Source organism: Brachyspira pilosicoli (assembly GCF_008016535.1).
Taxonomy (GTDB): Bacteria; Spirochaetota; Brachyspiria; order Brachyspirales; family Brachyspiraceae; genus Brachyspira; species Brachyspira pilosicoli_A.
The window spans coordinates 26,474-47,981 of the sequence record NZ_SAXY01000043.1 but is presented as its reverse complement, the minus strand read 5'-3'; the positions used below and the strand labels follow the sequence as shown (position 1 = coordinate 47,981).

The following is a 21,508-nucleotide window of genomic DNA, read 5'->3' as shown; positions in this document are numbered from 1 at the left end:
TTTGTATTTTAGAGACAAATTTACGCTTATCATATCGCTTCTTTTTCTTTTTTGTTTTATATCTCCAAAGATTATTTCTTTTTAGTACATTCTCTATAGCTGTAACCCCTATCTTAATGCCTTCACGATTTAAATATGCTTTAATATAATGCTTACCTCGATATTCTTTAGTATAGAGTTCAATAATTAAATTAATAGCTTTTTGATTATTAAAGATATTTGGAGAAGTTTTTGGTCTAGTGCTAAAATTAGCGACAGTTCCAGTGTCTTTATATTTTTTAAGCCAAGCATAAAAAGTAGATTTGGGTATTTCTTCTATCTTTAGAAATCTTTTAATATTTTTAGTTTCTAATGCTTCATCCACTATAAATAATTTAAATTCTGTGCTATAATCTCTTTTCATAGTAGCATCCTTTTTATTTGTTTTATGTTCAAAATATTATAACAAGGATACTGCTTTTTTTATACTAAAAAATGTCCAATATCTAACACTCCTTAACAGTAATTAAATAATATTTTTATTGAAGTTTTTTATTAATTGTATATAATTCTCTAACTTGAAATAAGGTTTAAGTTTTATGAATAGAAAAATAACAATAGAAAATGTAGAGATTCCTTCAAGATTTTTTCTAGCACCTATGGCAGGTTATACTGATTATGTATTTAGAAGGCTTTCAAGAAGATTTGGTGCCGGACTTCTTGTAACAGAATTAGTAAGTGCTGCTGCTTTGGCAAGAATGATAAAAAAGACTTATAGATATATGGAACATAAGGAAGATGAATATCCTATATCTTTGCAAATATTTGGAAATAAAGAAGATGATTTTAAGAAGGCGATAGAGCTTACAGATTTATCTGGTTTTTCATTTATAGATATTAATATGGGCTGCCCTACAAAAAAGGTGGTGCGAAACAATGGAGGGGCTGGGCTTTTATCCGATATAGACAAGATGGTTTCTATACTTAATACTGTGAAAAGTGTTTCTCCTTTGCCTGTCAGTGTAAAGATAAGATTAGGCTTTCAGAGGGGCGAGGGAGGTGAGATAGAAAGGGCTTTAGCTCTAAAAGAGAATGGGGCAGTATTTCTTACTCTTCACGGCAGATATGCAAGCGATTTATACAAAGGAGTTGCAGATTGGGAGGCTATTGCTAAAGTAAAAGAGGCTTTAGGAGAAAATTATATATTGATTGGAAATGGGGATATAAAAACAAAAGAAGATGCTAAAAGGGCTTTTGAGATATCTAAGGTTGATGGCATTATGGTGGGAAGAGCTGCTATTGGTAATCCTTGGGTGTTTAGAGAATTAAATACTATATTTGATGATAATTCTAAGTATAATGATGATGATACTAGAAATTTAAAATCTGTTTTAATAGAGCATATAAATGGATGCTGTGAACTTTATGGAGAGGTGAGCGGTATACATTTTATGCGTAAATTTATTATGAAATATCTTACTGGTTTTAGAATGGATAAAAAAATCGAGTTTATGAAATGTGAAAATAAAAATGATTTGTTTAGGTTAATAGATGAAGTTGTAAAAGATTAATTTTCTTTTCTTCTAAAAAATATTAAAGTTATAAACATTATTATAGGAAATATTACAGCAAAAAATATACCTGCCTTCAATCCTATTTGCATAATATTATTATCCAAAAGAATATTGTTAAACATAATTATTATTTTTTTATTATTAGAAACAAACCCTACAATTCCAGGTCCAACAGCACAACCAACATCTCCAGCCAAAGCAAGCAAAGCAAACATTGCAGTGCCACCTTTACTATAATTTTTTGATGCTAAGCTAAACACAGAAGGCCACATTATAGCTACAGAAAGACCTACTAAAGCACAGCCTATTAATGATATAAAAGCATAAGGACTAAACACTATTATAATATAACCAATAAAGCAAAATATAGAAGACGCAATAAGAGCTTTTTTTATGTCAATCTGTTCAGATTTAAATCCATAAATAAGCCTAACTATTCCCATACAAAAAGCAAACATGCTAGCCCCAAATATATCCCCGAAACTTTTATTTACATTAAGACCTAACTCAGCAAATAATGATACCCACTGTGCGATTGTCTGTTCACTAGCTCCTGCACATATCATAAGTAAAACAAAAACTAACACTATTTTTACAGATAATAATTTTCTTATAGATACTGTATTATCAGCGTTTTTATTTTCTTCATGAGTAATCAATACATTTATGGGAACATTAGCAAATAAAAATATATTTATTAAAGGAACTATTGCCCAAATAATAGACAAGTATTTCCAATTTTCTATGCCAAATAAATTAAAATATATTGTAGAAAATATTACAACTGCCATAGAGCCCCAGCAGTAAAAAGAATGAAGTATGTTCATAGCTTTAGTTTTTTGTTTTTTAGGAAGAGCTTCTACTATTGGGCTTACTAAAACTTCTATTAAACCTCCGCTTATAGCATTAATAAAAAAACATATTAGTATAGCAATATATGGATTAATAAAAAAAGGAAGTATGCCAAGCAGTATTAATCCTAAAGCAGAAAATATATGTGCTAAAACTATTGGTATTCTATATCCTATTTTATCTATAAACTTAATAGCTAAAAAATCAATTATCATTTGCATTGCAAAATTAAAAGAAGATAATAAACCTATTTGTGTTAGTGATATATTAAAATCTTTTTGAAAAACTATAAAAATAAGTGGCGGAAAAATATTTATTATAGCTTGTGTTATGTATCCATTATAACTTGCATATAATGTGTGATTATAATTTAATTTCATTGCTTAGCCTATATAAATATTGACATCCATTATACTATTTACAATATAAAATTCAATTAAAAAATTAATAATTAAAAAGTTATATATAATTTTCTTATTGACTATTTTTTATTTTTATTTATATTGATTATTATGATAAAATAAATAAGTTTTAGTATATTATCTAAAGATAATTATATAAAACAAAAAGAAATATTTATTTCATTTCTAAAAAGAGTTGCAGCCTTAACTCCAAGTGTTTTGGTGGGGCTTTTTATTCTTGTTATAACTTCAAAACTCTATGGAAGAGAAAACTCTACTATTGGTGTGGTGAGTATATTTATATGTGCATTAATGCGTCAAAGTTTTACAGCATCAAATTATCCTCTTGTAGCTTTTAGAATACTTTTACTTGGGTTTCTAGCTACCATTGCAGAACAAAATATTTTTTTAATAATAATACTTAATTTTGTAGTGCCTTTTTTGATAGTGTTTTTATTATCTGATGATTTTGTGCCTAGGGGATATTTTATATATGGTTTTGCTTATGTGATATTTCAAGCTTATAATATACCAATAGAAAACATACATCTTAGAATGGAATCTATCGGTTTTGCTTTGATAATTATATTTATATTTTTATCATTAAACAAAATAATAACTAAAAATAATAATAATGCTTTGGCTTCAAAATGTATTGGTATTATAAACAAAAAATTACTCTTACTATGCAGAAAAAAATGTGATTTAAAAAAGATAGACGATTTATTTTCTGCTATTAAGTTATATACATCTTCTATATATACAGATTCATTAAAAAGAAACTCCATTATGAGCAATAAGAATATTAATGATTTTGAGTTTGTATTATTTTTGGAAGAGGTTAATCAGTTAATAGAAAAAGAGTATAAAAACATTAATAATTTAATAAATAGTGATTTTGATTATTTTTCTAATTTATATAAGCTTTTAGAGAATATTAGAGAGTTTTTAAAAAATGATATTACTAAAAAAGAAGAAGAATTTAATTCTATAACAAAACAAATAAAAACTTTTAATGATAATTATATTCTTAGCGATGAGAATAAAAATTATGAATGGATTTATGTATTAAGAAAACTTGATAATATACTACATAATATGTTTGAAAATAGAGCTGATGATTTAGAGATAGAAAAAGAGTTTTATTTAAAATTTAGAATAATAAAAAAAGAGTTTAATATCAATAAATGCCATTTTAGATTTGCCTTAAAGATGGGTATTGTAATGTGTATGACATTTACAATTAGTTATTTTTTGCCGGCAAAAATAGCTATAAGGGGTTATTGGCTTTCTATACTTTCTTATATAATGATGTATCCTTTTTATGAAGATGTTAAAGCTAATTTAAAAGTTAATTTTATAGGAAATATTATAGGGGTTTTAATATTTGCTATTGTATTTAGATATATGCCTTATCATATGATTATACCTTTTATAGGATTATGCTTTGTGTTATCTTTAGCTTCTATAAATACATTATTTAAAAAAATATACGGCACAATGTCAGCATTAATATCTTCTTTTCCATATATGACGAAATTACTTTCTACTTCATCGAGAGTAGGATTTATTATGATTGCTTTGTTTATAGTGTGGCTGTTTGATAACTTTATAATGAAGACTGAAAGCCATAAGGGCATGGTTGATAAAATTAGCGAGCTTATAGATATAGATACTATGATAATCAATCAAATGAAACGTGTTATTAATGGTGAAGATACTTCAAGTTATTTGTATGAAATATTATTAAAAGCATATATGATAAAAAACAATATTATAATACATGAAAAAAATCAAACTAAATATAAAGGTACTCCAATTACAGATTCACTTATAGAGGCAAATAGAAAGTTTATAGTAGAAGCTGAGCAATTAATATATTTATTAAAAAAATACAATAGAAAAGAAGATAAAAACAATATGCTAATGTTTATAGAGAATATATCATTTATTTTAGAGAATATAGCAAAACTATTTAAAAATGAAATTGATAATTTTAACAGCAAAGATTTAAAAGAGCCGATAAATACAGATTCTTATATATTTTATAGGCTTCAAAATTGTTTTGATTCTATTAACTCTATAAATTCATCTATAAAAGATAATATGGATAATATATTTTAAATATACTGATAATCTTCTGTAAAATTAAATGTTGTTGAAACTATTATGTCTTTGGTTTTAATATTGTTTTGCATAGCTTCGTATATTATGTTGTATGAATTGCTTATATGTATTAAATTATTAAATGTTTCTTCTTTAAAAATTTTATTAGAAAATCCGTCTATTAATGCATCTTCTATATATTTGTAGCTTGTAAATTGACTTTTTAATATTGTATAATTGTTAGAGCCTATATTAACTTTTACTCTCTCATCAAACCTAATATCTCTGAAAGCATTTTCTGTGCATATTTCTGGTACGAAATTAATAATCTCTTCTCTTATATTTTTGTCTGTTATTATATTTTTAATGTTGCTCATAAATATTTCATAATTTTGATAGCTCTTTTCAAATTCTAATACATATTCTATTACAAAATATTCAATCTCTTCTCTTGTGTATGGATATTTTTTATAACTATAATCATATTGAAGAATAAAAAAGAATTGCTTTATAGAAAAAAACTCTTCTTTGTTGTCCCATTTATCAATATATTCAATTATAGCATTTTCAATACTTTCGCTATGATTATTATTTATATAACATTCTGTAATAATTTCCCCATCAGGCATTTTAGCCCCATAAACTTTAATAATATTTACTCTAGTATTTGCAAGCATAAAAGGAATCTCTTTGCTTATTGCATACCATAAAAAAGAAGAATAATTATTACTGTCATCATTTTTTACATATTCATTATAAAATTTTTCTTTTTCAATACTGCTTCCAAGACCTATTATAGGGCTTTCACATACACTAAATCTTTTTTTATTTCCAAGTATATAAGTATCTATTTCATGATGGGAAACACCATTCAAAAAATCAATCATTCCATTAAAAGCACAGTAAACAAAATCATCAGCAACTAACTCTATAGCCTTATATTTATCATTAGCTATAACAGAACAATACTCATAAAAATTCTCTTCTAATATTGGAGCCTTTATGTAAAAATAAACAGAACACAACACACTGCTTTTCTCTTCAAGCTCTACAATATTAGGCTCTATTGTTACATCATAAGTTAAAAGCCTTATGGTTTCATTTTCTATTTTATTATTATCTTGTATATTTTTATGAAGTCTATTTAAAAGTAATTGTTTGTATATATTCATAATTATATAATAACATTTAATTTATATTATTCAATATTTGTTTTATAGATACTGGGGTAAAATTATGAATATCAGAAGCCACATTAAATGCTCTATTATTATATTTTTTATCTTTATGCCAATGTCCATGAATTAAAATTGAGTTTTGATGATATCCTTCCCATTCTAGTATAGGGTAGTGGAATAATATTATTTTTTTATTTTCAAAATTAAGTACATGGTAATCTTTAACAAAATTAAAAAGAGAATAATCAAATTTTTTATTTTCTAAAAAATTATCATTACTCCCTTTTATTAGATATTTATTTCCATTTAAGTTTTTTAGAAGCTCTGTTGTTTTTAAATATCCTTTTTCATTAGAGAAATCGCCAATTATATATATGTCATCATTATTATTTACAACAGAGTTCCAATTATAAAATATAGTTTTATGCATGTCAGCATATTCACTAAATAATATCTTTCTTTTAGCATGCATACTGCCAAAAAAATGAGTATCCGAAGTGAAATATATCATTATTTTTTAAGCATTTCCTAAAGATATATATTTTATTCCTCTTTCAGTCATTCTTTGTTTATCGTATTGATTTCTGCCGTCAAATATTATAGGTTCTTTTAATAATTCTTTTATTTTATCAAAATTAGGTCTTCTAAACTCATTCCACTCTGTAACGAGTACTAAAGCATCAGCATTCTCTAAAGCTTCATAAGAGTTTTCAGCATAATATATCTTATCTCCAAATATAGCCTTAGCACTGTCAAAAGCTTTAGGGTCATAAGCTCTTATTTTAGCTCCCCTTTCAAGAAGCATATTAATGATTGTGATAGCAGGAGCTTCTCTCATATCATTAGTTCTAGGCTTGAATGCTAGTCCCCACAAAGCAAAAGTTTTTCCTTTTATGTCATTGTTATAATATTTTAATATCTTATCAACGAAAATTTTTCTTTGATTAATGTTCACTTGATGAGTAGCCTTAAGTAAATCAGAATTAATTCCATAATCTGAAGCAGTTTTTATTAGAGCCTGCACATCTTTAGGGAAACAGCTTCCGCCATATCCAAGCCCATGAAACAAAAATTGATTTCCTATTCTTCTGTCGCTGGACATACCAATTCTCACCAAATCAGCATTAGCCCCCACTTTTTCACATATATTAGCAATCTCATTAGCAAAAGAAATCTTTGTAGCAAGAAAAGCATTAGCAGCATATTTAGTCATTTCAGCAGAACGAACATCCATAATAATGATAGGATTTCCCGTCCTTGTAAATGGATTATAAATATCTCTCATAATGTCTATTGCCTTTTCAGAATTAGAACCAATAACAACTCTGTCAGGCTTTAGAAAATCATCAACAGCAGCACCTTGCTTCAAAAACTCAGGATTAGAAACAACATCAAATTCCCCATTATAATGCTTTTTAATAGCATCTTCTACTAGTTTATGAGTGCCTACAGGTACAGTGGATTTATCAACAATTACTTTATATCCATTCATAGCCTTTCCTATATCATTAGCTACAGAGAGTACAAAACTTAAATCGCAGCTTCCATCATCTCCAGAAGGAGTACCAACAGCTATAAAACAAGCTATAGATTTTTTTACAGCATAATCCAAATCATCTGTAAACTCTAATCTTCCCTCAGACACATTTGAAATTATAAGTTCTTCTAAACCTGGTTCGTATAAAGGAGTTATTCCGTTTTTTAATTTTTTTAATTTTTCTTTATCATTATCTACACATGTAACATAATTTCCCATTTCAGCTAAACAAGCACCAGTTATGAGTCCAACATATCCTGTACCTATTATACATAATTCCATAATTGTGCCTCTCTTTATGATATAGACTTTTAATTTGTTTTATAATATAATAAATAACTATATTGTCAAGTAAAATTTATAGATATAATTAATATTATCCGATAATAAATAATGGATAATAATATTTTTTAAAATATAAGGATTTTAAATGGACGATTATATAAAAAGTTTGCTTAAAGATTTCTTTGAAGAAGCTTTTGAAATGTTGGATAGATTAGAAGAGAATATTCTTATTCTTGATAAAGATAGAGATAATGTTGATGCTGTGCAAGAAATATTTAGAGCAGTGCATACTTTGAAGGGAAGTGCAGGTGCTGTAGAACTTGTCGATACACAAAAATATGCCCATAGATTTGAGGATTTACTTGATTTAATAAGAGACAAAAAAATTAATGTTGATGATTCTACTATAGATATTTTATTAAAAGGAATAGATATTTTAAAAGAGCTTATTAATTGTGCTAGTAATGAGTCAGTATGCTCTATAAATATAGAAGGTGAAATAAAAAAATTAGATGATTTTAAAAATTCAAAATTAGGTTCAGAAACACAAACTACTACAGAAGATTTAAATACTGAAACATCTAGTAATATATCAAATAAATATGATAATTTAAATTTAGATAATGATATACTAAATACTATAAGAGAACATAAAGATGATGGCTTAAAAATAAAATTAGTATATGTTAAGTTTAATTCCGAAAGCCCTATGAGAACAGTTGGAGGGGTTCAAGTATTTGTTGCTCTTAAAGAGAAAGGTGATATTGTTACAAGTGTGCCTCCATTACAAAATTTGGAAGGAGATGAGTTTTATCAAGATGTAATATATTTATTAGCTACTGTAGAAGAAGATAATGATATAATCAATGATATAACTTTCCCAGAAACAACTGATGAGATAAGAATAGAAGAGTTTGTATTAGAAGATTATGAGAAAATAGCAGCTAGTAAAAAATCAAAAGAAGTTTCTTCGGCAATAAAAGATGAAAAAAATGTCAATAAAGATAAAAAAATTGATAGACAAAGTTCTTATTTGAGAGTAGAAAGCGATAGAATAGATGCTATGATGAATCAAGTAGGGGAGTTAGTTACAAATAAAAGTTCTTATGTTCAGTATGATGATGATTTGTCTTCCTATGGAAAATTAATTTCCACTTCAATAAACGATATAAAAAAATATTATAGAGATACTATAGTACAAATTCTTAGAAAATTTGAAGATTATGCACAAAAAAAAGAAATTAAAGACTTGAGAGCTAACTATATTAATAGTTTTAATAGTAAGTTAAATGAAATATCAAAAATAGAAGATGATTTCAAATATACTTTAGATAGATATAGAAGTTCTTATCAGCTTCTTACAAGAGTAACAAATGAATTGCAAGAAACTGTAATGAAAATAAGAATGGTTCCTATAGCACAAACATTTAATAGATTTCCTCGTTTAATAAGAGATTTATCTAGAGATTTAGGTAAAGAAATCAAGTTAGAAATGTATGGAGAAGATACTGAGCTTGACAAATCTGTAATAGAGACTTTAGTTGATCCATTGGTGCATATTATAAGAAATGCTGTAGACCATGGTATAGAAATGCCTGAAGATAGGGTAAATGCAGGAAAGCCTAGAGTGGGTACTGTAATTTTACAGGCTTCCCACGAAGGTAACCTTATTATTATAAAAATATCAGATGATGGTAAAGGAATGCAGCCTCATAAGATATTTGAAAGTGCTGTGAAGAAGGGACTTGTATCTGCCGATGCTAAATTAACAGAACGTGAAATGCTGGAATATATATTTGCTCCTGGTTTTTCTACCGCTTCCAAAATTACAAATGTTTCTGGAAGAGGGGTAGGAATGGATGTTGTTAAAAAAAGTTTAGAGAAGATTAATGGTACTGTTGGTATTGATACAGAATATGGTAAGGGTTCTACTTTCTCTTTAAGAATACCTTTAACTGTTGCCATTATTCAGGCTCTAATAGTAGATGCAGAAAAAGAATATTATGCAGTTCCTATTAATAGTATATTAGAAACTATAAAAATAGAACCTACAGAAATACATGAGTTAGAAGGCACTGAAGTCATTAAGGTAAGAGATGAGGTTGTTAATGTACTTAGTATAAAAGAATTATTTAGACTTCCTTCAAGATATACTGATATTAAATCATACTATGCTGTTATTATATCTTCTGAAGATAAAAAAGTTGCTTTACTTGTTAATAACTTAATAGGTGAGCAAGACATTGTTATTAAAACTCTTAAAGATAGTATAACAAAATCTGAAGGTATAGCTGGAGCTACTATATTAGGTGATGGTACTGTTAGCTTTATATTAGATATTCAAACTATAGTAGGTCTTGGTACTAAAAGAATTATAGAGAGAGGAAAGGTAAATACAGCAACAACTTCTAAAAACGAATTAAGAAGTTTCATTAATAAATTGAAAAATAATGAAATACTAGAAGCTAATGGAATTGAATAATTAGAAATTGAATAATTAATTAAATAATTTATTAATTAATAAAAACCTTCACTTTTAGCATCTTTGCTCATTAGTTCTTTTATAGTGTCTTGTATATTTGCATTATTGAATAGTATATTATAAATAGCCTCTGTTATAGGCATGTATATATTATTTTTTTTAGCGTATTCGTATGCAGCTGTTGTGGCGTATACTCCTTCAGCTACTTGCCCATGAGAGTTAGCTATAACATCTTGATATTTTTTACCCTTTGCAAGCTCTCTTCCAAGTCTATTGTTTCTGCTTAATCCACTAGAGCAAGTTACTATTAAATCTCCTATTCCAGCAAGACCATACATAGTGTCTATTCTTGCTCCTTTACTTAAAGCAAATCTTACTATTTCATGAAGCCCTCTTGTAATGAGAGCAGCTTTAGTATTATCTCCCAAATTAAGCCCATCAACTATGCCGCCAGCTATGGCTATAATATTTTTTAAAGCCCCACCTATTTCTACACCCTTTTGATCTGTAGAATTGTATATTCTAAATTTAGGAGGCACAGTTAAAGTATCCCTCACATATTCTGAAACTCCTTTCTCTCCTCCAATTACCACTGCAGTAGGTACTCCCTTAGCAACTTCCTCAGCATGAGAAGGTCCAGAAAGTGTAAGAATATTTACTTCTCCAGATATTATACTTCTAGCAACTTCACTCATTGTTTTACCAGTATTTCTATCTAATCCTTTTGTTGCTGATATTATTATTTGATCATTACTTATATATGGTTCTATATTTTCACAAGTATTATAAAATGCAAAAGATGGAGTTACGATAATAATTATTTTAGCATCATTTACAACCTCATCAAGCTCCATACTAAATTCTATTTTTTCATTTAATTGTATATTTTGTAAATAATTGTCGTTTCTATGGAATTTTTTAAGATTGTTATAGCTATCTTCACTATGCACCCATACTCTAATATTATGTTTTTCAGAAAAAATATTAGCTAAAGCAAGACCCCATCCGCCGGCACCAATAATCGCAACATTTTCCATAAATTACCTTTCTTATTAATTTATATAAAAAAGAATGATTTATATATTTATTGATTTTAATTTACAGCAGTACATACTACATCATTTATTTTTAGATATGGCGATATATTTCTAGAAAAAGTTACTTTAACTTGAGTTTCACTTAATATTTCTACTACACCTGTTACAGTACCGCTTTGAAATGCATAAGAGTTAGCATTTTCATTAGCTGTTGGAGATATATGTTCTATATTACCATTAAACTTAACTTCTTCACCTTTATTTTGTGGTGCTACAGTACCGTTATTCCCAAACTGCAAATTTATAGTTGAAGTAGAACCATCTGTCTGTAAAGTTACCCAAAGATACGCTGTACCTAATACAGGGCTTGTACTTTTTAATCCTTTTCCAACTATACCAACTGTTTTTTCTGAGTTTTCTATAGGACCTGTACTTGCCTTACAAGATATAAAAAATATTACTGATAAAAAAATAGCTATAAAACTTATTACTTTATTCATAATAATAACATCTCCAATTATATATTATAAGTATAATAAATTTATTTAATTTAGTCAATAATAATTTATTATGGTGCAGTAGCAGCAGTGCTTTCACATACGGCTTCCATTATTTTTATATATGGAGTTACATTTTGTGTAAAACTAATTTCTGCTCTTTTTGAGTCTAATATCTCTAAACTTCCTGTAAGTGTTCCTGTTTGAAAGGCATAGCTAGAATTATTTTCATCTTTTGCAGGAGAAATATCTTGTATATTAGTATCAAATGTAATAGTTTCTCCTGTTGTATTTGGAGCAGTGGCACTACCAAATTGAATAACAACAGCGCTATTCTCTCCTGGAGTTATCGTTATCCAAAGATATGCTGTACCCAATACAGGACCTACACTTTTTAAAGCATCTGTTGGTGTACCTTCTGTTGCTATAGGACCTGTGTTTGCCTTACAAGATGCTAAAAATATTACAAATAAGCTTATCAACAATATAATAGTTTTTTTCATAAAAAACTCCAAAATTATATATCTGTTTAATTATCGACATATATATTTTAATTTTTAATGAAAGTAAATATTTTATTGAACTTTATTACAAGTTACATTTTGAATATTTAAATATGGCTTATACATTGTAGCAAAACTTATATTGATTTTAGTTTGACTCATAAATGTAAGAGTTCCAACTATTTCTTCATTGTTAAAAGCATAATGCGGTAATTCACCATCAATATTAGAATTTTTTACTGCGAAATTGTTATCGGCTGGAAAAGAACTGCCTCCAATCCATATATAAATACCATCACTTGTTATTAAAGCATTTAACTTTTCATCTTGATTTTGACCTACACTACTTTTACTAATATATTTATTATGATATTGAGTATTTGTAGCAAGGTCATTTTTTGCATTATATGGAATTTGAAAAATAGGGCTTTGACAGCTTATTAAAAAAATAACTAGTAGTAAAACAGAAAAACCAAATATTATTTTAATAAATCTTAAACCCTCCATTATTCAATTCCTTCAAATTAAGGATTATTAGCAGAAGTACAAATTATATCTCTTACGCTAAGATATGGAGGAGTATTTCTTACAAAACTTATTTTTATTTGATCTGCTGATAATATGCTAAAATTGCCGGACATTACACCATTTTGAAAACTATAATTACTGCTTCCTGTTTCTTGATATAATTTATCTATAGTTTCTGGAGTTCCTATTGTCTTTCCAGTAGAATCCGCTATTCCTATAGTTATACTAGTTCCTCCAGCTGTATCAACTTTTAATTTATAATCTTGACCTAAAATAGGGTCTATGCTAGTATAATTTCCTGTTTGTGATACATTTGTTGCTGTTGTATCGAATTTTTTACAGCTCATAAACATTATAGATATTATAAAAATAACAAATAAAAGTAGCAATATTTTTTTAGTCATAAGAAAACTCCATTAAACTTATATTTTATATTATAATAAATTTAAAAATTAAGTCAAATTATTACTTATATTATCGGATAAATAATCATAAAAATAAATGAGTAAATAAAAAAATTATATTATATTAAAATGTTTTAGAGCATTAAATATGCCGTCATTATCAACATCATCAGTAATATAATCTGCTATTTTTTTAACGCCTTCATTAGCATTATCCATAGCAACACCAAGATACAATGGCGTAGTAGAAAGAGTACACGGCATAGACGAAAGAGAATTTTATTCACGATTAAATAAAAATATCACAGTAGAATTATTAAGAGAAAAATTAAAAGAATATACACATTTTTATAACAATCAAAGATTGATTTCTTCGTTATTGTATATTACAATCAAAGAAAGAATCAAAAATATTATAGCAAGTAAAAGTACAATATCTATGGCTCCATGACAAGAAGAATTATCAAAAAGGCTTTCATTAAAATACTCAAAACTTTGGGTAGCTGCTGAAATTATTCTTTTTGTGTTAGTGGGTGCTGCAGTAAATATTAATTATGCTCTAAAGAGTGGAGTTTTAGGAGTTGTATTAATATTTGCTGTTTTAATATTTAGAATGTTAGGGGTGTTTGTATCATTAATAAAAACTAAACTTAATAAAAAGGAACGCATATTTTCTATGATAGCATATTGCCCTAAAGCAACAGTGCAGGCTGCAATAGGCTCTATTCCTTTATCATTAGGTTTTGCTTCTGGTGAAATTATACTTGTAATAGCAGTGCTTGCAATATTAATAACAGCACCGCTTGGAGCTTTTACAATAGAAGTTTCTTACAAAAAGCTATTAGAACATGAATAGTATATACTAAAAATTTTTAAATTTATCAAAATTTAGTTTTTAATTTTAAATATTTGCAGGGCTTTGCCCCGCACCCCGCTTCTTTTGCGACCGAAGGGAGTGCCTTTGGCCTGCCGCAAAGAAGCAAAAAGGCTGCATTAAAAAACTAGCTTTTAAGCATATCCAAAAATACAGATATTATTTTATATTAGTACATATTCCAACATATAGAGTGCACTTTTTGCAACTTTGACGAAGTCCACACCGTGTGCTGCGGGAAAAAGTTGATAATTTTTATAAAATAAATAAAGTAACAAATTATATTTATATATTATTCACTTTCTTTTATTAATACTACTAAACCAGCCGCCTCAAGTAAAGAAACTATATATACTTTGTCATTATCTTTTATATCTATAGCCATATTGCAAACACCAAATATAGGCTCTGGTGCAGGACGCACAATTACTTCAATACCGGCATCTGCTAATATTTTCTCTGCCTTTATTAAATCTCTTGGTGTTTTTAAATAACAAAAACTTTTATTCATATATCAAAATCCTATAATTTATTTATAAGTACATCAGCTAAATATTTTAAATCTTCTTTTGTAGTGTATGGTGAAAAAGAAAATCTTATAGCACCATTATTATTGTTGTAAAAATTATGAGCTAAAATTGCACAATGGAAACCATATCGGCACTCTATATTATAATCATCATATAATCTATGAGCAATCTCAGCCATATGAGAATCACATTCTATTGAAAATAAAAATCCCTGCGAAGATTTATCTCTAGACCAAATTACTTTATATTTATTTGAACTTTCTATTTTTTTCATAGTGTCTATCATGTCATCTATTGTTATATTCCATGAAGGTCTATTTTTTAATGCAGCCAAAAGCCCTATAGTACCCACAGTATTAGGAGTGCCCGCCTCATATATTTCTGGCACACTGTAAGGAGTTTCAAATCCGTCCCCAAAGCCCCCGCCAAAATATGACGCTTTAAGTTTGCTAGGTTCTTTTACATAAAAACCACCAGTACCAGTGGGACCAAGCAGTCCCTTATGACCAGTAAATGCCAAATAGTCTATATTCCAATCATCGGCAAATATATCACCAATACCTATATATTGCGTAGCATCAACGAGTAGGGGAATATCTTTGAGTGTTTCTTTTATCTCTTTTATAGGCTGTATAACTCCGCTAATATTACTTTCCATATTCACTATAGCAAGCGATATTTTATTATTTTTTATTATTTTATATAAACCTTCAATATCAATTTTTCCGTTATCCTTTGAAGGAATTAATTGATATTCAACTTTTTTGTTTTTATGTAAATGATAAATAGGTCTTAGTACTGCATTATGCTCTAATGATGAAATTAAAACTTTTGTGTCATGCAAGTCTAAACCTATTAATATATCATTAACAGCCCTTGTTGCCCCAGAAGTAAATACAATATTAGAATCTTTTTTTGTGCCTATAAACTTATTTGCTAAAAGCTCTCTGCATTCTTCTATCTTTTCTGTAGTGTATTTGCCTCTTTTTGTGTTTACCCTTCCATAAGTGCCACCAATATTAAGCAAAAAATTACTCATATCTTCGGCAACTTCTTTGGGTTTAGGGAAACTCGTTGTTGAATTATCAAAATAATAGTATTTCTCCATAAAAAATTATGCTCTAATTACAGCAGAAGCATTAGCCATAGCCTCTATTATACCAAGCATATTAGTTTGCTCTTCTACTTTTATTCCTTCTAACTCATAAAACTTAACACAAGTTCCGCAGAAAAATATTTTTATCCCCGCATCTCTAAGCTCTTGTAATAAGCTTTTATAAGGCTCATCAATACCTAAATAAACCCCACCATTATAACAATATAAAGCTTCAGGTTTTGGACTAGCATCTTTTAAAGCTCCCAAAAATGCTTTTAACAATAATTCGCCAAGTTCCTCATTTCCTTGCCCCATAGCTTTTTTATCCACTACAGCTATTACAGGACCTGATGATTTTTCTTTTGATGATTCATTTTGTGATAATTCTTTGTTTTTTATTATTTTAAAATTCATTCCATTATTAGAATATGTTATTTTATTATTATTAAGAAAATCGGTTATATTGTGAAATGCCACTTCATCATCAATAAGAACCTCAATCTCTTCATTAATATTAGCATTTGTTAAAGCTGTTTTAGTTAATATCAAAGGTTTTGGGCAAGGAACGCCTCTTGCATCTATAGTTTTCATAAATAAATACTCCTATTACTATATTAAATTTGCTAATTATTATTTTTAGTATCTGTTGCTATAGCTAATCTTGTAAAACCAGCATTTTTTACACTGTCTATTACAGATATTAAAACTTGAGTTCTAACATCTTCATCTGACCTTATCTCCACAGGTTTATCTAATTCTCCTTCAACTTTTGCTAAATTATTAAGATACTCGTCTATATCGTTTACTGCCTCTTCATTAACGTATATACTGCCTTCTTTAGATATAGTTATTATTATATTTTCATTTTTTTCTTTTCCTACAGCTGAAGTAGACTTAGGTAAACTAATTTCTATTTGAGGAGTTTGCATAATTGTAGCTCCTATCATGAAAAATATTAATAAGTTAAATACTATATCCATCATAGGAGTTAAATCTATGCCTTTTTTTATTGTAAACCTATGTCTAAATTTCATTATTTATTCTCTTTAATTTTTATTGAACTGTTATAACTCTTGTATTGCTTGAGAAATGTTCGCCTTTATATAGTAATGAAACTTTATATTCGCCTTTACCATATTCTGCTTTAAATGTTTTGCTTATAACAGTGTTGCCTGCATCTGTAACATCATATATCACTTTGCCTACATAAGTTTTACCGTCATCTCCAACTATTTTAGCCTTAGGGTCAGCCATTTCAACAGCTATCTTAAAATCTGTGAAAGGTGCTTTATTTAATATTCTATATTGTACAGTAATATCATCACCATATTTCACTTCAGGCTTAAAATTAACAGACTCAGCTATAATATTTGCTAAAGTTACAGTTGTATATACTCCAACACCTCTTTTTGAAGCTCCAACACCCATAGCATTAAAATCTTTTGATAATATTACTTTTTTGTAGTCTGGTGTATTCATTAAATTTTTAACAATGCTTGCAGCAGCATTTTTATCAGTTAGAGGTATTACTTCTAATTTTGTAAAACTTTCTGTAATATTTCCAACCATCTCTGGGTATAATTTTAATTGTCTTCCTTTAGAATCAAGACCTTCTAAATCTGTATTGCTGAAGAACTTATTTTTAGCCATATTATCGCTATGATAAAGTGCTAGAGAGTGTAATCTTTGATTATTTGGAAGAGGAGGAAGAGATACTTTGCTTCTCTCTAAATTTATTAATCTAAATACCTCATCTTCGATAACATCTGCATGTAGTGCAAAAGCTGATATTAATATAAAAATCATTACTAAACTAATTTTTTTCATCGTAGTTTATCTCCAATTTGTTTTTTATAAAAATAAAATATATAATAATAAAGCTATTTTATAATAATTTGTAAAAAATATAAATATAAATAAAAATTTTTTAATAGTTTTATAATATTTATATATAGTCATCAAAAGTTAATATTTATTTTTTATACTCCACATTAAGTCCGTAATTATTAAACTTAGCTAAAACCATATTCATTTCACTGTCAGATAAAACTTTATAATCTCCAATACTTCTAATGCCAATATATAATCTAGCTAAATTTTCTACTTCTATCATAACACTATATGCTTTTTCTAATGTTTCATCAGCTGCTAAAAGCCCATGATTTTTTAATATACAAGCCTTATATCCTTTCATTACTTTTGAAATATTGTCACATAGCTCTTGAGTTCCATAAGTAGCATATTCTGCACAAGGAATTTTCTTTCCGCCCGCAACGCCTATCATATAATGAATAGCCGGAATACAATCTACATTCAATATAGAAACCATAGAAGAGTAAATAGCATGATTATGTATTACAGCATTAAACTTAGGATTATCTTTTAAAATTGATAAATGAAATCTCCATTCGCTTGAAGGCTTTTTGTTTTTTTCCGGATTTCCATTACCATCTACAAAAACAATATCATCAGGAGTCATAATCTCATAAGGCATGCTGGTAGGAGTTATAAGCATACCGTCTTTATATCTTATGCTTATATTTCCAGATGTGCCTTGATTAACGCCATCTTTTCTCATATTTAAACAAGCATTTATTATGCTTTTAGCTAAATCTTTTCTATTAATATTAGACATTTTTTCTCCTTAAAAATTAAAACATGTAAAAAATCATATATAAAAATTATTATATCATTTTTTTTATTTTTTTTAATATATAATTAATGTTAATTTGCTTGACATTATATATATTATAGTTTATTATATGTGCATACTCAGAGGGAGTAATTGACGTATATTTACGTGGCAAAGTCAACAATCGCAACTTCTAATAAAAAATTCAACAAATAATAGAAGTTTGGCTAGCCTTAATTAATGAGACTCAGGTATAAATAAATTTTTAAAGTTAATAAAAAAATACTTTGATGATTTATTTATGCATGAGTCTTTTTTTATGCATTTTTTTTACAGTTTATTATAAATGAGAGGTTGTTATGATAAATAGTTTTTTAGGAAAAAAAGAAGATATTCTCAAAGAGCTTAATGTTGACACAAAAATAGGTCTTACAAAAGAAGCTCAAAAATTAAGTTTAGAGAAGTATGGTGCTAATAGCTTTACCAAAGAAAAAAGTGCCACATTGCTTCAAAAAATATTAGAGTCATTAAAAGAGCCTATGATACTCATGCTTATATTTGCAGGATTAATAGCGATAGGTGTAAACACTGTAGCATATTTTAATGGCGGGCATGCAGACTTTTTGGAATGTGTGGGAATATTTATAGCTATAAGTTTATCTATTACAATTACAATAGTGATGGAAGGAAAAAGTGCTAAAGCATTTGAGGCTTTAAATAGTATAAATGAAGATATTAGAGTAAAAGTTATAAGGGAAGGCAATATAGAGATAATAAATCAAAAAGATTTGCTTGTTGGTGATATTGCTTTTATAGAAACAGGTAACAAACTTCCTGCAGACGGAAGACTTATTGAGAGTGTATCGCTTAATATAGATGAATCTGCTTTAACAGGAGAAAGTGTTCCTGTAGAAAAAGATTCTGAAGCTGTAATTACAGATGAAAAAACAGCGGTGGCAGATAGAATCAATATGGCTTATTCGGGTTCTTTTGTTACTACTGGTAATGGCAAAATGGTTATTACTTCAGTTGGAGATTCTACAGAGTTTGGTAAAATAGCAAGAGAGCTTTCTAAAACACAAAGAACTTCAACACCTCTACAAGAGAAATTAGCAGAATTGGGTAAAAAAATAGCCTTACTTGGTATAACTGCTTCTATGATAGTATTTATAATTCAAGTAGTTAATCATATTAGACTTGGAACTGCTAATTTTGAAACTATATCTGATGCTTTTATTACTAGTATAGTATTGATTGTAGCTTCTGTTCCAGAGGGTCTTCCTACGATAGTAGCTGTATCTTTATCTATTAATATTATAAAAATGGCTAGACAAAATGCGTTGGTTAAGAAGATGGTTGCTTGCGAGACTATAGGAAGCGTTAATGTGATTTGTTCTGATAAAACAGGTACTCTTACAGAAAACAAAATGACATTAAATCAATTATTTGTTAATTGTGCTTATGTTGAGCCTGAGAATATAAAAGATAAAAATATAATTAATAACTTTGCTATTAACTCTACAGCAGATATTGATTATAAAGAAGATGGACAAATTAAGTTTTTGGGTAACCCTACAGAATGTGCTTTACTTGTGGGGGCTAAAAAATCTGGTTTTGATTATAAAACTATAAGAGAAAGTGCGAAAATAATATATGAATATCCTTTCTCATCAGAAACAAAAAATATGACTACAGTTGCCAAAATAGACGGTGAAAGCATTGTATTTACAAAGGGAAGCCCTGAAAAAATAATGGCTATGTGTGATATTAGCAGCGAAGAGAAAAAATCTATAGAAGAGGCTATAGAGAAGTTTCAGGAGGAGGCAAAGAGGGTTATAGCATTTGCTCATAAAAAAGTTGATGATAATGTAGAGAACATAAGAGAAAAACTTGAAAGCGATATGATATATGACGGATTTGTTGCTATATCTGACCCTGTTAGAAAAGAGGTTTATGATGCTGTTGAACAGTGTAGAAGTGCTGGTATAAACATAAAAATGCTTACAGGAGATAATATAGTTACAGCAAGGGCTATTGCAAGAGAATTAAAAATACTTGATGAAAACAGCATAGTTCTTGAGGCAAAAGACATAGATGCTATGGACGATAGCACATTAAAACAGAATTTAAGTAAAATATCAGTAATAGCAAGAAGCACTCCTACAGTAAAAATGCGTGTTGTTAATGCTATAAAAGAGATGGGAAATGTTGTTGCAGTTACTGGTGATGGTATAAATGATGCTCCTGCTATAAAAAATGCTGATGTTGGTGTTGCTATGGGTATAACAGGTACAGAGGTATCAAAAGAGGCTAGTGATATAGTGCTTCTTGATGACTCATTTGCTACAATAGTTAAAGCAGTTCAATGGGGACGCGGTATATATGACAATTTCCAAAGATTTATACAGTTTCAGCTTACTGTTAACTTTGCTTCTGTTGTAGTTGTGCTGCTCTCTACTTTAACAGGATTTAAATCTCCATTTACAGCTATACAGTTATTATGGATAAATATTATTATGGACGGACCTCCTGCTATTGCTTTAGGACTTGAACCTATTAGAAGTAACTTAATGAAGAGAAAGCCTATTAAAAGAAATGCTAATATTGTTACTTTAAGTATGCTTAGAAAAATTATATATTCGGGTACTGTTATGATTATACTATTTATGCTTCAAAGTAAACTTAATATATTAAATGTAAGCGATAATGAGGCTTCTACTGTATTATTTGTTATGTTTGTAATGTTTCAAATATTTAATTCTTTTAATAGCAGAGAATTGGGTTATGATAGTGTATTCAAACATTTTTTTGATAATAAATTAGTGCTTTTAAGTATGCTTGGTACTTTTGTATTACAGATATTAGCTACACAGTTTGCGGGTGCTTTCTTTAATACTGTACCTTTAAGCTTTTATACTTGGATAAAAATAGTTGCTTTATCTTTCGTGGTGATTATAGCATCTGATATTTTTAAACTATGTGCTAAGTTGTTTTTTGGAAAAAGATAAAGTGT

The 21,508-nt window shown here is 28.0% G+C and carries 20 protein-coding genes and 2 pseudogenes; 5 read left to right on the top strand and 17 right to left on the bottom strand.

Going from position 1 to position 21,508, the window contains the following annotated elements; genetic code table 11:
* Positions 1-403 (bottom strand): transposase (locus tag EPJ72_RS06865; RefSeq protein WP_147730286.1); only part of this gene is annotated, 403 nt, incomplete at its 3' end.
* A gap of 175 nt (positions 404-578) precedes the next feature.
* Here EPJ72_RS06865 and EPJ72_RS06860 point away from each other — a divergent pair.
* Positions 579-1,550, top strand: coding sequence for a tRNA dihydrouridine synthase (locus tag EPJ72_RS06860; RefSeq protein ID WP_147731456.1), 972 nt, complete (start codon positions 579-581; stop codon positions 1,548-1,550).
* Here the strand turns inward: EPJ72_RS06860 and EPJ72_RS06855 are convergent.
* Positions 1,547-2,785, bottom strand: coding sequence for an MFS transporter (locus EPJ72_RS06855; protein ID WP_147731455.1), 1,239 nt, complete (start codon positions 2,783-2,785; stop codon positions 1,547-1,549). The genes EPJ72_RS06860 and EPJ72_RS06855 overlap by 4 nt on opposite strands.
* A 144-nt stretch (positions 2,786-2,929) precedes the next feature.
* On the opposite strand from EPJ72_RS06855, the gene EPJ72_RS06850 reads away from it, so the two are divergent.
* Positions 2,930-4,930: an FUSC family protein gene (locus tag EPJ72_RS06850; protein ID WP_439897265.1), complete on the top strand. Its 2,001-nt coding sequence runs from the start codon at positions 2,930-2,932 to the stop codon at positions 4,928-4,930.
* On the opposite strand, the gene EPJ72_RS06845 is transcribed toward EPJ72_RS06850, so the two are convergent.
* From EPJ72_RS06845 to EPJ72_RS06835, 3 genes are read right to left on the bottom strand one after another with little or no spacing between them, the layout of a single operon-like run.
* Positions 4,927-6,084 carry a DUF6348 family protein gene (locus EPJ72_RS06845; protein WP_147731453.1) on the bottom strand — a complete coding sequence of 386 codons (1,158 nt, stop codon included), beginning with the start codon at positions 6,082-6,084 and terminating at the stop codon, positions 4,927-4,929. The two genes, EPJ72_RS06850 and EPJ72_RS06845, sit on opposite strands and share 4 nt — an antisense overlap.
* A gap of 16 nt (positions 6,085-6,100) precedes the next feature.
* Complete coding sequence (locus EPJ72_RS06840) at positions 6,101-6,601, bottom strand: metallophosphoesterase family protein (RefSeq protein WP_147731452.1); 501 nt, start codon at positions 6,599-6,601, stop codon at positions 6,101-6,103.
* 6 nt (positions 6,602-6,607) lie between these two features.
* Positions 6,608-7,909, bottom strand: coding sequence for a UDP-glucose dehydrogenase family protein (locus EPJ72_RS06835; RefSeq protein WP_147731451.1), 1,302 nt, complete (start codon positions 7,907-7,909; stop codon positions 6,608-6,610).
* Positions 7,910-8,057: 148 nt separating this feature from the next.
* Here EPJ72_RS06835 and EPJ72_RS06830 point away from each other — a divergent pair, with 148 nt between their 5' ends.
* Entirely contained in the window at positions 8,058-10,394 is a 2,337-nt protein-coding gene (locus tag EPJ72_RS06830) for a chemotaxis protein CheA (RefSeq protein WP_147731450.1), read from the top strand.
* A gap of 35 nt (positions 10,395-10,429) precedes the next feature.
* Here EPJ72_RS06830 and EPJ72_RS06825 read toward each other — a convergent pair whose 3' ends face one another.
* From EPJ72_RS06825 to EPJ72_RS06800, 6 genes and pseudogenes are all read right to left on the bottom strand, one after another.
* Entirely contained in the window at positions 10,430-11,431 is a 1,002-nt protein-coding gene (locus EPJ72_RS06825) for an NAD(P)H-dependent glycerol-3-phosphate dehydrogenase (protein WP_147731449.1), read from the bottom strand.
* Between the two features lie 56 nt (positions 11,432-11,487).
* Positions 11,488-11,931, bottom strand: a complete 444-nt coding sequence (locus EPJ72_RS06820; protein ID WP_147731448.1) for a hypothetical protein — start codon at positions 11,929-11,931, stop codon at positions 11,488-11,490.
* Positions 11,932-11,999: 68 nt separating this feature from the next.
* A complete protein-coding gene (locus EPJ72_RS06815) occupies positions 12,000-12,431 on the bottom strand; it encodes a hypothetical protein (RefSeq protein WP_147731447.1) in 432 nt (143 codons plus the stop codon).
* 72 nt (positions 12,432-12,503) lie between these two features.
* Positions 12,504-12,938 (bottom strand): hypothetical protein, encoded by a 435-nt coding sequence (locus tag EPJ72_RS06810; RefSeq protein ID WP_147731446.1) that lies wholly within the window; start codon positions 12,936-12,938, stop codon positions 12,504-12,506.
* Positions 12,939-12,955: 17 nt separating this feature from the next.
* Entirely contained in the window at positions 12,956-13,363 is a 408-nt protein-coding gene (locus EPJ72_RS06805; protein ID WP_147731445.1) for a hypothetical protein, read from the bottom strand.
* A 114-nt stretch (positions 13,364-13,477) separates the two neighbouring features.
* Positions 13,478-13,594 (bottom strand): annotated as a pseudogene (locus EPJ72_RS06800) (HAD hydrolase family protein); the annotation flags it as partial.
* Between the two features lie 220 nt (positions 13,595-13,814).
* Between EPJ72_RS06800 and EPJ72_RS06790 the strand changes: the two are divergent.
* Positions 13,815-14,219, top strand: a pseudogene (locus EPJ72_RS06790) (cation:proton antiporter domain-containing protein); the annotation flags it as partial.
* Between the two features lie 310 nt (positions 14,220-14,529).
* Here the strand turns inward: EPJ72_RS06790 and EPJ72_RS06785 are convergent.
* The 6 genes from EPJ72_RS06785 to EPJ72_RS06760 all read right to left on the bottom strand — a co-directional run bounded on the left by EPJ72_RS06785 (position 14,530) and on the right by EPJ72_RS06760 (position 18,498).
* The gene (locus EPJ72_RS06785) at positions 14,530-14,748 is read right to left on the bottom strand and encodes a putative Se/S carrier-like protein (protein ID WP_147731443.1); all 219 of its coding nucleotides are present in this window, start codon (positions 14,746-14,748) and stop codon (positions 14,530-14,532) included.
* An 11-nt stretch (positions 14,749-14,759) separates the two neighbouring features.
* Entirely contained in the window at positions 14,760-15,875 is a 1,116-nt protein-coding gene (locus EPJ72_RS06780) for an aminotransferase class V-fold PLP-dependent enzyme (RefSeq protein WP_147731442.1), read from the bottom strand.
* Between the two features lie 6 nt (positions 15,876-15,881).
* The gene (gene yedF, locus EPJ72_RS06775; protein ID WP_147731441.1) at positions 15,882-16,454 is read right to left on the bottom strand and encodes a sulfurtransferase-like selenium metabolism protein YedF; all 573 of its coding nucleotides are present in this window, start codon (positions 16,452-16,454) and stop codon (positions 15,882-15,884) included.
* Between the two features lie 32 nt (positions 16,455-16,486).
* Positions 16,487-16,897: an ExbD/TolR family protein gene (locus EPJ72_RS06770; protein WP_147731440.1), complete on the bottom strand. Its 411-nt coding sequence runs from the start codon at positions 16,895-16,897 to the stop codon at positions 16,487-16,489.
* Between the two features lie 19 nt (positions 16,898-16,916).
* Positions 16,917-17,690 carry a CAP domain-containing protein gene (locus EPJ72_RS06765; RefSeq protein WP_147731439.1) on the bottom strand — a complete coding sequence of 258 codons (774 nt, stop codon included), beginning with the start codon at positions 17,688-17,690 and terminating at the stop codon, positions 16,917-16,919.
* A 145-nt stretch (positions 17,691-17,835) separates the two neighbouring features.
* On the bottom strand, positions 17,836-18,498 hold the full coding sequence (locus EPJ72_RS06760; RefSeq protein ID WP_147731438.1) for an L-fuculose-phosphate aldolase: 663 nt from the start codon (positions 18,496-18,498) through the stop codon (positions 17,836-17,838).
* Positions 18,499-18,854: 356 nt separating this feature from the next.
* On the opposite strand from EPJ72_RS06760, the gene EPJ72_RS06755 reads away from it, so the two are divergent.
* Positions 18,855-21,503, top strand: coding sequence for a calcium-translocating P-type ATPase, PMCA-type (locus EPJ72_RS06755; RefSeq protein WP_147731437.1), 2,649 nt, complete (start codon positions 18,855-18,857; stop codon positions 21,501-21,503).
* Positions 21,504-21,508: the final 5 nt, after the last annotated feature.